The organism is Sphingomonas sp. PvP056 (assembly GCF_040549155.1).
Lineage (GTDB): Bacteria > Pseudomonadota > Alphaproteobacteria > Sphingomonadales > Sphingomonadaceae > Sphingomonas.
On the sequence record NZ_JBEPST010000001.1, the window covers coordinates 540,451 to 555,160 of the forward strand.

A 14,710-nucleotide genomic window follows, 5' to 3' on the forward strand; every position below is an offset into this window, starting at 1 on the left:
CGGCTCCACCTTATCCTGCACTATTTCGGGGAACGCTGATGCTGCCATTCCTGTTGATGGCCGCCGATGTGCCACCCGCCTCCGAGACCATCGATCGTACGATCGCCACGATGACACTCGAGGAGAAAGCCGCGCAGCTTGGCAGCAGCGCGCCCGCGCTGCCCAAGGCGGGTTTGCCGGGTTACGATTACTGGAGCGAGGGGCTCCACGGCTTCGCACGCGACGGGATCGCGACCGTCTTCCCCCAGGCGATCGGGCTTGCCGCCACTTGGGACACCGACCTGCTCCATCAGGTCGGGGACGTCGTCTCGACCGAGGCACGCGCGAAATACAATGCCAGGCCAAAGACCAGCGACCGGCGTCGCTTCTCGGGGCTCCATATCTGGTCGCCCAACGTCAACATTTTCCGCGATCCGCGCTGGGGGCGGGGGCAGGAGACGTATGGCGAGGATCCGTATCTGACCGGCACGCTCGGCGTCGCGTTCGTGCGAGGGGTTCAGGGGCCGGACCCCGACCACCCCAAGGCGATCGCCACCCCCAAACATTATGCCGCGCATTCAGGGCCGGAGGCCGGGCGCAACAGCTTCGATGCGGACGTGTCGCCGCGCGACATGGCGGAAACCTATACCCCCGCCTTCCGCCGCACGGTGATCGAGGGCGGCGCACGATCGATCATGTGCGCGTACAATTCGTTGCACGGCACGCCGGCGTGCGCGTCAGCCGCGCTGCTCAACAACCGCGCGCGCGGTGACTGGAATTTCCGCGGGATGGTCGTGTCGGACTGCGACGCGGTCGGCTACATCACCACCTTCCATTACTACAAGCCCGACCTGCCCGGCGCTGCCGCAGCGGCGCTGTCGGCGGGCACCGATCTCGATTGCGGGCCGAGCTACGATGCGCTGCCCCCAGCGGTCCGCCAGGGCCTCGTTCCCGAAGCCACCGTCGATGCCGCCTTGCACCGGGTGCTGTCGTCGCGCGCGGCGCTCGGGATCGCTTTCGGACAACGCAGTCCGTGGGATCGGATCAAGCCGTCGCAGGTCGATACGAAGGCGCACCGCGCGTTGGCACAAACCGCGGCGGAAAAGTCGCTGGTGCTGCTCACCAACGAGGACCGTCTTCCGCTCAAGCCCGGTCTCAAGATCGCTGTGATCGGGCCGAATGCGGACTCGCTCGACGTGCTCGAGGCGAATTATCATGGCACCGCTGCTGCCCCGGTCACCCCGCTGGAGGGGATCCGCACGCGTTTCGGCGCGGCGCAGGTCCGCTATGCGCAGGGTAGCGGCCTTGCCGAAGGTGTGCCGTTGCCCGTGCCCGAGACCGCTTTGTCGGCAGGCGGCAAGCCCGGGCTGAAAGGCGAGTATTTCCGGACCAGCGCGATGACCGGGGCGGCCTCGGTCACCCGGCAGGACCGCAAGATCGACTTCGACTGGGACCGCGCGCCGCCTGCACCGGGGTTGGCGGAAAAGGGCTACGGAGTCCGCTGGACCGGGCAGCTCACGCCGCCCGCGCCGGGACGCTATCGCCTACGGCTGGACGTCGCGCGCTGCTTCGATTGCGACGGCCATGATCCGGTGCAGCTATGGCTCGACGACAAGGCGATCATCACCGATGTCGGCGATGACAGCGCGGTCGAGGCGAGCGTCGACCTCGACGACGCGAGGCCGCACGCGATCCGCATCGAATATCGCCATGTCAGCGAAGACGGCGGGATCGGATTGCGCTGGGTCGCGCCCGATGCCGCGCAACGCGAGGAAGCGCTGGCCGTCGCGCGCGCGGCGGACGTGGTGGTGGTGTTCGCGGGGCTCTCCCCGACGCTGGAGGGCGAGGCATTGCGGCTCGACGTGCCCGGGTTCATCGGTGGCGATCGCACCGCGATCGAACTCCCGCAGCCGCAACGTGCGCTGCTGGAAACGCTTGCGACCGCGGGGAAACCGCTGGTCGTGGTGCAGATGACCGGCTCGGCGATTGCCGACGCATGGAGCAAGCAGAACGCCGATGCGGTGGTCGCGGCCTGGTATCCCGGCCAGTCGGGCGGGACGGCGATCGCGCGGATGCTGGCGGGGGATATCAATCCCGGTGGGCGGCTGCCGGTGACGGTCTATGCGCAGACGCGCGATATGCCTGCGTACATCGACTATAGCATGAAGAACCGGACCTACCGCTTCTTTGCCGGCACGCCGCTGTATCCGTTCGGCCACGGGCTCAGCTACACGCGCTTTGCGTATGACGCGGTCTCGCCCGCGACGATCAGCATCGTGGCGGGGCAGCCGCTGGTCGTCACGGTCGGTCTTCGCAATGTCGGTAAGGTCGCGGGCGACGAGGTCGTACAGGCCTATCTCGCGCCGACCGCACCGCAGGAACAGGGCCGCACTACGCCCGTGCTGCAGCGGCAACTCGTCGGGTTCAGCCGGACGACGCTGCGCGCCGGCGAACGCCGCACGGTGGCGCTCACGATCGAACCGCGCAGCCTCAGCCTGGTCGAGCGTGACGGTACGCGCGCGATCGTTCCAGGGCATTACCGGCTGTTCGTGGCAGGCGGGCAACCCGGGGATCCCGCGGCAGCAGACCAAGGGGTGTGGACCGACGTGACGATCACGGGCGACCGCATCGTCCTGCCGAAATGACGATCACCCGATTTGAACGAAAGGCCCCGCACATGCGCAAAGTCACGAGCTACGCAGCGCTGTTGTTGACCGGTGCCGCGGTGGCGCAGGTTTCGGCGCAACAGGTCGATTGGCCATCGACGCGCATCGCGCATCCGAAGCAGCCGGTCATCGGGCCGTACAATGCCGTGTTCCTGTCGGGATCGGACGGGATCGAGCGTCCGGCGCAGGGCTATGCCGCGGGCGAAACGATGCCTGCGATGCCGCAATGGACGCTTCGTGCCTGGATCAAGCCTTCGGCAATACCAACCGGCCTCGTGCCCGTTGCCGCGATCGGCAAGCCCGGCAGTGCAACCGCGCGCACTTTCGCGCTGGAGGATGGCCGGCCCCGGTTCACGTTGGCGGGCAAGACGGTCAAGGCCGGTGGCGCGATCACCCCGGATCGCTGGCACCTGCTCGTCGCAACCGGTGATGGCGCAACCGTGCGGTTCTATGTCGACGGACGTGCGGCGGGGACGATGCAGGCGGAGGCCGCACCCCCCGCCGCGATCGTCGCGCTTGGGCCGCGGCTGGCGGGGTTGCCCGGTTTTGCGGGGCGGATCGCTGGCGTGACGCTCGAACCGAAAATGCTGCCGGCGTCGCAGATCGCGGCGCTCGGCAAGACCGCGCCGGACGAAGCGTTGACCCGGTTCGAGGACGCGAGCCCGTCCTGGCCGTTGCAGGTCAAAACGCAATATGGGCTGACCACGCCGCAACCGACGTGGGAATTGCCGACGAGCAAGGCGCCGTTCCCGCAGTCGCGCGCCAAGCCGGTGTCGACCCTGCCCGCGCTGCAACCGACGCGCGAAGGCCATTATGCGGTCAACGCGTGGCGGCTGATCGATGCGCCCGCGGTTCAGGCGGGCGGTGCGACGATCTCGCAGCCCGGGTTCGATGCGGTGCGCTGGCATGCGGCGACGGTTCCGGGGACCGTGCTGACGACGCTGGTCGATCGCGGGGTCTATCCCGATCCGATGATCGGGCTCAACAACATGGCGATCCCGGAAAGCCTGTCGCGGCAAGCCTATTGGTATCGCACCGAATTCACGCTTCCGGAGACGCCTGCGAAACGGCTGACGCTGACCTTTGACGGGATCAACTACGCCGCGCAGGTGTGGGTCAACGGCAGTCCGGTCGGCGACGTGAAGGGTGCGTTCATCCGCGGCACGTTCGACGTGACCGATCGGCTGCGGCCCGGCCAGCGCAACAGCGTCGCGGTGCTGATTTCGCCGCCGCCGCATCCCGGGATCGCGCACGAACAGTCGCTTGCGGGCGGACGCGGCGACAATGGCGGCGCATTGATGAGCGATGGCCCGACCTTCGGCGCAAGCGAGGGATGGGACTGGATTCCGGGCGTGCGTGACCGCAACATGGGGTTGTGGCAAGGCGTCGACCTGGCGGCGACGGGGATCGTCACGATCGGTGATCCGGCGGTCTCGACGCGCCTGCCGCGCCCCGACAATTCGGTCGCTGACGTCTCGATCGACGTGCCCGTCACCAACCACGGCAGCACCCCGACCACAGCGACGGTGCGCGCCGCGTTCGACGACGTCGCGGTGGAACAGAGCGTCACGCTCCCGGCGGGCGCGACGCAGGTCGTCCGCTTTACCCCAGCCAGTTTCCCGCAACTTGCGTTGCAGAAGCCGAAATTGTGGTGGCCCAACGGCTATGGCGACCCTGCGCTCCACACGCTGAACCTGTCGGTCGCGAGTGATCAAGCGGTATCGGACCGTCGCAGCCTCGATTTCGGGATGCGCAGCGTGACCTACGAACTGTCGTCGCTCGATACCGCGGGTGCGCTGCGACGCGTGCTGGTCGACAGTGCGCTGGCGCATGATCTGGGCAAGCCCGTCATCGATGAACGCCATCCTGCGCTGCGCAAGGTGCGCGGCGGCTGGGCGAATTCGCTGATGCCGGGGGCGGAGACGTCGCCTGCGGTGCAAAGCCTGCCCGAGGACCCGCTGTCACCGCAGATGGTACTTCGCGTCAACGGCGTGCGGATCGCGGCGCGCGGCGGCAATTGGGGGATGGATGACATGATGAAGCGTGTCGGCACCGACCGGCTCGCGCCCTATTTCCGGCTGCACCGCGAGGCGGGGATGAACATCATCCGCAACTGGATGGGGCAGAGCACGGAGGAGGCGTTCTATGCGCTCGCCGATCGCAACGGATTGATGGTGCTCAACGATTTCTGGGAATCGACGCAGGACAATGACGCCGAGGCACAGGACGTGCCGTTGTTCGTCGCCAATGCGCGCGATGTCGTGCGGCGGTATCGTACGCATCCCTCGATCGTGCTTTGGTTCGGGCGCAACGAAGGCGTGCCGCAGCCGGTGCTCCAGACCGCGTTGCAGGACATGGTGTGGCAGGAAGACGGCACGCGGATCTACAAGGGCAATTCGCGCGTGATCAACCTCGGCGGATCGGGTCCGTATGAATGGCATCCGCCAGAGGATTATTTCACCAGCTATCCGCACGGCTTCGCGATCGAAGTCGGCACGTCTAGTTTTCCGACGCTCGAATCCTGGCAGCGCACGGTGCCCGCGGCGGATCGCTGGCCGATCAGCGACACTTGGGTCTACCACGACTGGCATCAGGAGCGCGGCGTATCGATGGCGAGCTTTATGAAGGCGTTGGAGACCGAATTCGGCGCACCGCGCGATCTCGCCGATTTCGAGCGCAAGGCCCAGATGCTCAACTACGAATCGTATCGGGCGATCTTCGAGGGGTTCACCGCGGGGCTGTGGACCACCAACAGCGCGCGGATGCTGTGGATGACGCACCCGGCGTGGCCGTCGAGCGATTTCCAGATTTACTCGTCGGACTATGACACCCACGCGGCCTTCTACGGGACCAAGAAGGGGGCAGAACCGGTCCACGTCCAGATGAACCAGCCCGACCGGACGGTGGTGATGGCGAACACGACGCAGGCGATGCTGCGCGGCGTGACGGTCCGCGCGCGGGTGACCGATCTGGCGGGGACACTCGTTGCGACGCGCGAGCAGACCATCGACGTGCCTGCGAACCAGCCCGTTTCGACCTTCCAGCTCGCGCTCGATCCGGCTCTGGCCAAGGGACCGGTGCTGGTGCGGGTCGAGGCGATGGGTGCCGACGGCGGGCGGTTGTCGGAGAACTTCTACTGGCAGGCGGCAAAGCCGGCGGACCTGCGGGCGATGGAAGCGATGCCCAAGGTGGCCCTCAAGGCCGATGCACAGGCGGGGAGCGCTGCGAATGGGGAGCGGACCGTCACGGTTGCGCTGTCCAACCCGAGCAAGACACCTGCGCTCCAGGCCAAGCTCACGCTATTCGATGCGAAGGGGGTGCAGGTTCTGCCCGCCTATTTCAGCGACAATTACGTGTCGTTACTGCCGGGTGAATCGCGCACGGTGACGGTGCGCTATCCGGGCAATCGCGGTGCCACCACGGTGCGGCTGCGCGGGTGGAACGTGGTGGAAGCAAGCGTGAGGGGCACGCGATAACCGCAGGCGGTATGGGCTCGTCAGACCACCAGCGACAGGGCCAGCGTCAGAACCAGCCCGATGACCGAGATCAGCGTCTCGCACACCGTCCAGCTGCGGATTGTGTCGGCGACGCTGAGCCCAAAGTATTCCTTCACCAGCCAGAAGCCGCCGTCGTTGACGTGGCTCAGGATCACCGATCCCGCACCCGTCGCTAGCACAAGCAATTCGGGGCGAATCCCCGGATTGGCGGCGGCGAGCGGCGCGATGATTCCGGCGGCGGTGGCCATCGATACCGTCGCCGATCCGGTCGCCACGCGCATCAGGGCCGCGATCAGCCAGGCAAGCAGGACGATCGGCAGATGGACGCTGGTCGCGGCGGCGACGATCGCGTCGGACACGCCGCTGTCGATCAGCACCCGCCCGAACCCCGCGCCGACGCCGACCACCAGCGTGATCATTGCGGTGGGCGCGAGGCAGTCGTTGGTGAATTTCTGGATCGTCCCGAGGTTCATCCCGCGCGCGAGGCCAAGCGTCCAATAGCTCACCAGCACTGCGGCGAGCAGCGCGACCACGGGGGTTCCGATGAAGCGCAAGATGCCATCAAGGGTCGATCCCGGCACTGCCACTGCGGTTGCCAGGCTGCCAGCCATCATCAGCACGACTGGAAGCAGCAAGGTCGCGAGCGTTATCCCGAAGCCGGGGAGCACCCGGTCGTCATGTTCGTCCGCAACCGGGACAGGCGCGATCGGCAAGGGCGCCAGCCGTGGGACGATCAGCCGCCCGTAGAGCGGTCCGGCAATCGCCGCCGTCGGGATTCCGACGATCAGCGCGAACAGCACGGTCAGGCCGACGTCGGCATTATACGCCTGTGTCGCGAGCAAAGCGGCGGGATGCGGCGGGACCATCGCATGAACCACCGACAGGCCAGCCGCCATCGGTAACCCCATCCGCATCGGATGCTGCCCAAGCCGCCGCGCGAGTGTGAAGACGATCGGCACGAGCAGGACGAACCCGACCTCGAAGAAGACGGGCAAGCCTACGATCAGCGCGACCGTCATCATCGCCCAGTCAGCGCGCGCGGGCCCGAAGAAACCGATGACGGTATCCGCGATCCGCTCGGCCCCGCCCGATTCGACCATCATCTTGCCGAGGATGGTGCCGAGCCCGACGACGAGCGCGATATGGCCGAGCGCGCCGCCGACCCCTGCCTCGAAACTCTTGACGATCCCGCCGAGCGGGATCCCGACGACCAGCGCCAGCCCGAGCGAGACGAGGGTAAGCGCGATGAACGGGCTCAGTCGAACCCGGACAATCAGCACGATGAGCAGGGCGACCGCGACCCCCGCCTCGATCAGGAGCAGGCCGCCCGGCGCCATCTTAGGGCTTCTTCCAGGCGATGCAGTCGACCTCGACCTTGCAGTCGACGACCATCTGCGAAACGACGCAGGCGCGCGCCGGCGGGTTTGCCCCGAAATATTCCTTGAATACGCGATTGAACGACATGAAGTCGCGCGCGTCGTCGATCCACACGCCGCAACGGACGACATGTTCGGGGCCGTAGCCGGCTTCTTCCAGGATCTTCAGAACGTTGCGGATCGCCTGGTGGGTCTGCGGGATGATCCCGCCGTCGATCACTTCGCCATCGACCATCGGGACCTGGCCCGACACGTAGAGCCAGCCATCGGCCTGCACCGCGCGCGCGAACGGGAGATGCTGGCCACCGGTGCCGCTGCCGCCTTCGACGCCGTAGCGCTTGAGTTCGTCGGTCATGTCTTCAAAGTCCTTTGGTGGTGGGATGGGTTGGACGCCGCAGCATCCGGCCGCCGCGTGCGCCGGTCGGGCCCGCAAGCGTCAGGGTCGCGATGCCGTTGACCCACACGCCGACGATCCCGGCGGCGGGAACGGTCGGATCGTCGTAGGTGGCGCGGTCGCCGATTTGCCCGGGATCGAACAGCACGAGATCCGCTGCCAGCCCTTCGCGCACATAGCCGCGGTCGCTCAGGCCGAAGCGGTCGGCGGGAAGGCCGGTCATCTTGCGGATCGCGGTTGCCATCGAAAACAGCCCGCGGTCGCGTGCATAATGGCCGATTACGCGCGGGAAGCTGCCCCACAGGCGGGGATGCGGGCGCGGATCGCACGGCAGGCCGTCCGACCCGACCATCGTCAGGTCGTGTGCGAGGATCCGGTCGACGTCGCTGTCGGTCATGCAGTGGTAGACGGCGCCCGCCGGTTGCAGCCGCTCGGCGGCCGTCCGAAGATCGGTGCCCCAGTCCGCCGCGATGTCGGCGAGCATCCGGCCGGCTTGCGCAGGCTCGGCTTCGGACCAGGTGATCTTGATCGGGGTTTCGGGGACGACCTGCTTCAGGTCGAGCATCGAGGAGCTGGCGGTGTACGGGTAGCAGTCACACCCGACCGGCTGCGCCAACGCGGCCGTTTCCAGCATCGCGAGGATTTCGCCGCTGCGGCCATATTGCGGCGCGCCCGCGCATTTGAGATGCGAGACCACCACCGGCGCGGCGGCGTGTCGACCGATCGCGAACGCCTCGTCGAGCGCGGCGACGATCTCGCCCGCTTCGCTCCGCAAGTGCGTGCAATAGAGTGCATTGGTGTCGCGCAGCGCCTCTGCGAGCGTCATCACCTCTTCGGTCGATGCCGCGTTGGCGTTGGCATAAGCGAGTCCCGTGGAAAACCCGAACGCGCCGGCATCGAGCGCGGTCGTCAGATCGGCGCGCATCGCCGTGCGCTCAGCTCCCGTCGCATCGCGGTCGAGCGCGTCCATATGCCGCGCGCGCAGCGCGGTATGTCCCACCAGCGCGACCACATTGGTCGCCGGGCCTGCGCGATCCACCGCCTGGGCATAAGCGGCAAAATCGTCGTACCGGAATGCGTCCGCACCACCCAACAGCACGAGCGGATCGGGGAGATCACCGTGCGCCGTGACGTTCATGCCGCCGCTGATGCCGCAATTGCCGACGACGACGGTGGTCACGCCTTGCGTCACCTTGGCGGTCATGGCGGGCGCGGCGATTACTGCGAAATCGTCATGGGTGTGCGCATCGATGAAGCCCGGCGCGAGCACCAGCCCACGTCCATCGATGGAATCGGTCGGGGGATGGCTGGCGGCCGGGCGGATGCTCGCGATGATATCGTCGCGAATTTCGACATCCGCGCCGTAAGCTGGGGTGCCGGTACCGTCGTACACGCTCACCCCGGCGATGATCGTCCGTGTCATTCCACTATCCCCGACGCTTCCGGTCACAACGGCGTTGTCACCTTGGCGGGTAATAATGTAAACAATTTTCTTTAACGAGGAGCAGGCGCGTGGACGATCAGAAGCTGGAGCTTCACAAGGGGATAGGCGTCGTGGACGCAGATCCGTGGAACCTGCTGAGGGGCGATGTCAGCTTCCCGGCGGCCGTGCTCAACGAGCGGCGGATGCAGCATAATCTCGACTGGATGCGGTCGTTCATCCACGCCTATGGCGTCTCGCTCGCGCCGCACGGCAAGACGACGATGGCCCCCAAGCTGTTCCAGCGGCAGATCGCGCACGGCGCGTGGGGCATCACGGTCGCCACAAGCCAGCAGGCACAGGTCGCCGCCGCGCACGGAGTCCGTCGGATCCTGATCGCGAACCAGATCGTCGGAAAGGCGAATGTCGCGGCGGTCGTCGGTCTGCTGGCGATCCCCGACCAGCACGTGATCTGCATCGTCGATTCCGCAGCGGGCGTGGCGTTGCTGGGCGAGGGATGCCGGTCGGCGGGCGTGGTGCTCGATGTGCTGATCGAACTGGCGCCGGAGCCCGATCAGCCCGGGTATCGTGCCGGGGTTCGTGACGAAGCGGGGCTTGCGGACGTTCTCGCCGCGCTCGATGCATGGCGCGATCATCTTAGGCTCGGCGGTGTGGAATTCTACGAAGGCGTGCTTCCCGACGAAGCCCATGTCCGGCGGTTCGTTCGCCGCGCGGTCGAGGTGACGAAACGGCTGATCGCGGACGATCGGATCGACCGGACGCCTGCGATCCTGTCGGGGGCGGGGTCCGCCTGGTATGACATCGTCGCCGACGAAACCGCATCGATGGCGAAGGCGGGCGAGGTCGAGGTCGTGCTGCGTCCGGGCTGCTACATCAGCCATGACGACGGACTGTACCGCGTCGCGCAGGAAGCGATCCTTAAGCGCAATGCCGTCGCCCCGACGTTCGGCGAGGCGTTGTTGCCCGCGCTGCGGATCTGGGCGGTGGTGCAGTCGATCCCCGACCTGACGCGTGCGATCATCGCGATGGGGAAGCGCGACGTCGCGTTCGATGCGGGGCTGCCGCGCCCTGCGACGCTGTTCCGCCCCGACCGCGACGATCGTCCCGCCGAAGCACCGGTCCATTGGGAAGTCACCGGTCTGATGGACCAGCATGCGTATCTGACGATCGCGCCGGGCGACGACATCGCGGTCGGCGACGTGATCGCGTTCGACATATCGCACCCGTGCCTGACCTTCGACAAATGGCGCAAGATTCTTGTGGTCGATGACGATTTCACGGTGATCGACGTCGTGGAGACATTCTTCTGAACGCGGGCGGGGGGCGACCCCCGCCCGGTTTCGTCAGGCGCGTGGTGCGGACGGCGGACGATCCGCGACCCCTGCGCCAAAGCGCGACGGCTTCGCGCCCATCGTGAACTCGAGCTCCCCGCCGCCGATGATGTCGGCGTGGGCGATCCAGTTCTTCGTCCACGGCTTGCCATTCCAGCGTACCGACTGGACGTAGGGCCGGTCGGGCGCGTTGTTGATCGCGCGGACGCGCAAGGTCTTGCCCGCACCGACGCGCAGTTCCGCGGTGTCGAACAGCGGTGATCCCAGCACGTAGATCCCCGTCGTGGGATCGACCGGATAGAAGCCGAGCGACGACAGGATGAACCACGCGCTCATCTGCCCGCAATCGTCGTTGCCGATCACGCCGTCCGGATCGTTCTTGTACATCTCGGCGCACAGCCGCCGAACCATCGCCTGCGTCTTCCACGGCGCGCCGACATAGGCATAGAGATAGGCGACGTGGTGCCCGGGTTCGTTCCCGTGCGCATATTGCCCGACCAGCCCGGCAATATCGGGTGGCGCATTGTCGGGAAGGGTGGACGGCGCGTTGAAGAAGGAATCGACCTTCGCCTCATACGCCGTGTCGCCGCCCATGTGCGCGATCATGCCGTAGATGTCATGCTGGTTGAGGAACGTCGCCTGCCAGCCGTTCGCCTCGGTATAATCGCGCCAGCGCGGCTGCGGCATGTGACCGAGCGTGACCGGATCGTACGTCGCCCACCAGCTTCCGTCGGCAAAGCGCGGGCGCGCGAAACCGATCTTGGGGTCGATCACGTTGCGCCAGTTGCCGCTGCGCTTGCGCAGGGCGGCCGCATCGCTGCGTTCGCCGATTGCGTCCGCCAGTGCCGCCATGGCGTGATCGTCATACGCATATTCCTGCGTACGGCTGACCGACTCCTTGATCTTGTCCGCCGGAATATAGCCGAGCTTCATGTAATGGTCGCGCCCGAGCGTCGCGAGGCTGTCCTTGTAGCTTGCATCGAATGCGCGCTTGCGGATGTTGGGCCATGCCGCCGCGTAATCGGCCTTGATCCCCTTGGCGTGCGCTTCGGCGAGCACGACGACCGAATGCCAGCCGTTCATGCAGCCCGTCTCGTACCCCTGAAGCGGCCAGGTCGGCGGGCCGTACGGGCTTTGCTGCGTCTGGCGGATCAGGTCGTGGACGAAGCGTTCGGCCATGTCGGGGCGCACCAGCGTCATCAGCGGATGCAGCGCGCGATAGGTGTCCCACAGCGAATAGGCGCTGTACGCACGCTCGCTGGCGGCGAGCGTATGGACTTGCTGATCGAGCCCCATGTAGCGCCCGTCACGGTCGCTGAACAACGTCGGCCCCATCAGCGTATGGTACAGTGCGCTCGACAGGATCGTGCGCTGCGCAGGCGTGCCGCCGGACACGCGCAGGATGTCGAGTTCCTTTGCCCAGGTCCGGCGTGCGGCGGTGCTGGCGCGATCGAATGCCCAGCCCGGCGCTTCCGCCAGCGCACCGTGCGCGCCAGCGACGTCGACCCCCGAGATCCCGGTCTTGACGAGGATCGGTGCAGCGCCCGCATCGTCGTAGAACAGCGCGACCTTGAGCCGGTGGCCGGTCACGCCCTTCGCACCCGGCGCCACGGGGCGATCGTCGTCGCCATAGAATTGCACGCGGTCCGGCTTGCGCGAAAGCTGCATTGCGAAGTGGATCCGGCGTCCTTCGGCCCAGCGGAAGACCTGCCGGCTGCCGGTCAGCGTCCCATCGTCGCTGAGGGCTAGCGAGGCATCCTCGATCCGGATCAGCTCTGCCTCGGTCTCCTGCTTGCAATGCGTGAAGTCGATCAGGATGTGTCCCGGCCCCTTGGCGAAGGTGTAGCGGTGCAATCCGGTCCGTTCGGTCACGGTCAATTCCGCGACGACACCCGATTCAAGCTTCACGCGGTAATAGCCGGGCTCGGCATGTTCCTCGCTATAGCGTTGGCGATAGCCCAAGGACGGGTTCTCGCGCGATCCGGGGACGAGCTTCAACGGTGCGCGCGTCGGCACGACCAGCACATCGAGCATGTCGCCGATCCCGGTTCCCGACAGATGGGTATGCGAGAAGCCCATGATCGAGCGATCCGACTGGTGATAGCCCGAGCAGGCATCCCAGCCGAAATTGTTGGTGTCGGGGGACAGCTGCACCATCCCGAACGGCATGGTCGCGCCGGGGAAGGTGTGGCCGTGCCCGCCGGTGCCGACGAACAGATTGGGGGCTGTGTTCTGGACCGCCGCCCTGGACGATTGCGCCGAAGCGATGGACGGCAAGGCGGTGCCGAGTGCGGCAAGGGCAGAGCCTGCGAGCAACTGGCGACGGTTGGCGCGGATCAAGCGATACTCTCCTGAATCGGGGACGGTGCGGGGAAGCAGGTCAGAAACGTTCGGCCAGCAAAGCGGGGCGACGCCGCTCGAGATCGAGGATCAGGTCGCCGAACAGACCGTTCGCCCAGGCGAACCACGGGCGCGAGAAGCGCGCCGGATCGTCCTTGTCGAACGATTCATGGATGAAGCCGGTGCCCGCATCGGTCGTCTTCAGCCACTTGAGGCACTGGCGGATCTCGGTATCGTCATCACTGGTCATCGCGCGGACGATGATCGACATCGGCCAGATCATGCCGAGGCCCTTGTGCGGGCCGCCGATCCCGTCGGCGGCGGTGCCGGTGAAGAAATACGGATTGCGCGTGCTCCAGGCAAGCGCGCGGGTGCGGCGATACAGCGGATCGGTCCGCGGGGCGGCGCCCAGCAACGGCAGCGCGGACAGGCTCGGTACATTCGCGTCGTCCATGAAGATCGCATTGCCGAACCCGTCGACCTCGAACGCCCAGACCTTGCTGCCCTTGCCGTCGTCCATCTGGCCATGCGCCTTGAGCGCGGCATCGACTTCGTCCGCCAGCGCGATGCAATCTGCGGCGGCGGCGGTATCGTGGCGCGCCTCGGCGTGGATCTTCGCCAGCATCCGCAGCGCGGCGACCGCGAACAGGTTGGACGGGATCAGGAACGGCAGCGTGCAGGCATCGTCGGACGGCCGGAACATCGAATGGATCAACCCGACCTTGCTCGTCGGCGCGCCGATGCCCTTCAGCATCAGCGTCTCGGTCGCATGGCGATTGACGCGCTCGAACTTATACGGTCCGTCGTTCGTCTTGCGCTGCTGTTCGCGCATCGTCGCAACGGCGCGCGCCATCGCCTTTGCCCACAAGCCATCGAACGGAACGGTGTCCTTCGTCTCGCTCCAATAGGCGTGCGCCAGCCGCATCGGATAGCAGAGGGAGTCGAGTTCCCACTTTCGCTCGGCGACGCCCGGCCGCATCTCGGTCATGTCGGTGATCGCGCCGAGGTTCGACTTGGCGGTGGGGTCCGCCATGAACGCGTTGGCGTAGGAGTCGATCAGGATGCAGCGCGCCTGCCGCTGGATCACGCCCTGGAACAACCGGCGCAGGGCAGGGTCCTGGCGGCACAGATGGACGTAGGTCTGGAGTTGCGCCGAACTGTCGCGCAGCCACATCGCCTCGATGTCGCCGGTGATGACGAACGTGTCGGGCTTGCCGTCGATGGTGCTGGTGAAGACGGTGGTGTCGAGCGTGTTCGGGTAGCAATTCTCGAACAGTTGCGCGAGGCCGGGGTCCGCGATGCGCGCCTTGACCCGGCTGATCTCGCGTTCGACCGCGGGGCTGACGAAACGTCGCTGGTTGCGCGGGGGACGTCGGCTGGCCGTCGCTTCGCCCGGCGCGAGGGTGGCGGCAAAAGCGGTTCCGGGGAAGGCAAGGAGCGAAGCACTGCTTGCCCCGGCGATCAGCAGATCGCGGCGACCGAGCGAAGCGGACGGACGATCAGTCATGCCGACGTGCCGAGGGCATCAATACCGATGCTGTCAGGCCTGATGGAATTGGCGTGCGAACCGCCACGATCTTTCTCCCGATCCACCTGGCGCATTCCTGCGACCAATGCGGCGTATCTTGTTGTTATGGCGGGCAGGTCAGTCGCCTGCCGTTGAAGCAACCGAAAGCTAAGGCAGGG

General features: G+C 66.6%; 8 protein-coding genes. 3 read left to right on the forward strand and 5 right to left on the reverse strand.

From position 1 onward, the window contains the following. The first annotated feature begins 38 nt into the window (after positions 1-38). Entirely contained in the window at positions 39-2,624 is a 2,586-nt protein-coding gene (locus ABIC17_RS02585) for a glycoside hydrolase family 3 C-terminal domain-containing protein (RefSeq protein ID WP_354279088.1), read from the forward strand. A gap of 32 nt (positions 2,625-2,656) precedes the next feature. Beyond that, a complete protein-coding gene (locus ABIC17_RS02590) occupies positions 2,657-6,121 on the forward strand; it encodes a glycosyl hydrolase 2 galactose-binding domain-containing protein (RefSeq protein ID WP_354279089.1) in 3,465 nt (1,154 codons plus the stop codon). Between the two features lie 20 nt (positions 6,122-6,141). Here ABIC17_RS02590 and ABIC17_RS02595 read toward each other — a convergent pair whose 3' ends face one another. Genes ABIC17_RS02595 through ABIC17_RS02605 form a run of 3 tightly spaced genes read right to left on the reverse strand, consistent with a single transcriptional unit; the run spans position 6,142 to position 9,335 of the window. Next, positions 6,142-7,479: a GntT/GntP/DsdX family permease gene (locus tag ABIC17_RS02595; protein ID WP_354279090.1), complete on the reverse strand. Its 1,338-nt coding sequence runs from the start codon at positions 7,477-7,479 to the stop codon at positions 6,142-6,144. Between the two features lies 1 nt (position 7,480). Then, the gene (locus tag ABIC17_RS02600; protein ID WP_333996803.1) at positions 7,481-7,873 is read right to left on the reverse strand and encodes a RidA family protein; all 393 of its coding nucleotides are present in this window, start codon (positions 7,871-7,873) and stop codon (positions 7,481-7,483) included. A 4-nt stretch (positions 7,874-7,877) separates the two neighbouring features. Beyond that, positions 7,878-9,335, reverse strand: a complete 1,458-nt coding sequence (locus tag ABIC17_RS02605; RefSeq protein ID WP_354279091.1) for an N-acyl-D-amino-acid deacylase family protein — start codon at positions 9,333-9,335, stop codon at positions 7,878-7,880. Positions 9,336-9,424: 89 nt separating this feature from the next. Between ABIC17_RS02605 and ABIC17_RS02610 the strand changes: the two genes are divergently transcribed. Beyond that, positions 9,425-10,663, forward strand: a complete 1,239-nt coding sequence (locus ABIC17_RS02610) for an amino acid deaminase (protein WP_354279092.1) — start codon at positions 9,425-9,427, stop codon at positions 10,661-10,663. 33 nt (positions 10,664-10,696) lie between these two features. Here the strand turns inward: ABIC17_RS02610 and ABIC17_RS02615 are convergent, their stop codons facing one another. After that, positions 10,697-13,024, reverse strand: coding sequence for a GH92 family glycosyl hydrolase (locus ABIC17_RS02615; RefSeq protein ID WP_354279093.1), 2,328 nt, complete (start codon positions 13,022-13,024; stop codon positions 10,697-10,699). A 40-nt stretch (positions 13,025-13,064) separates the two neighbouring features. Then, positions 13,065-14,531, reverse strand: coding sequence for a glycoside hydrolase family 125 protein (locus tag ABIC17_RS02620; RefSeq protein WP_354279094.1), 1,467 nt, complete (start codon positions 14,529-14,531; stop codon positions 13,065-13,067). Positions 14,532-14,710: the final 179 nt, after the last annotated feature.

Excerpts from the sequence above, each read along its gene's own strand:
- ABIC17_RS02585 (WP_354279088.1), top strand. The coding sequence starts at position 39 with ATGCTGCCATTCCTGTTGATGGCCGCCGATGTGCCACCCGCCTCCGAG.
- ABIC17_RS02590 (WP_354279089.1), top strand. The coding sequence starts at position 2,657 with ATGCGCAAAGTCACGAGCTACGCAGCGCTGTTGTTGACCGGTGCCGCG.
- ABIC17_RS02595 (WP_354279090.1), bottom strand. The coding sequence starts at position 7,479 with ATGGCGCCGGGCGGCCTGCTCCTGATCGAGGCGGGGGTCGCGGTCGCC.
- ABIC17_RS02600 (WP_333996803.1), bottom strand. The coding sequence starts at position 7,873 with ATGACCGACGAACTCAAGCGCTACGGCGTCGAAGGCGGCAGCGGCACC.
- ABIC17_RS02605 (WP_354279091.1), bottom strand. The coding sequence starts at position 9,335 with ATGACACGGACGATCATCGCCGGGGTGAGCGTGTACGACGGTACCGGC.
- ABIC17_RS02620 (WP_354279094.1), bottom strand. The coding sequence starts at position 14,531 with ATGACTGATCGTCCGTCCGCTTCGCTCGGTCGCCGCGATCTGCTGATC.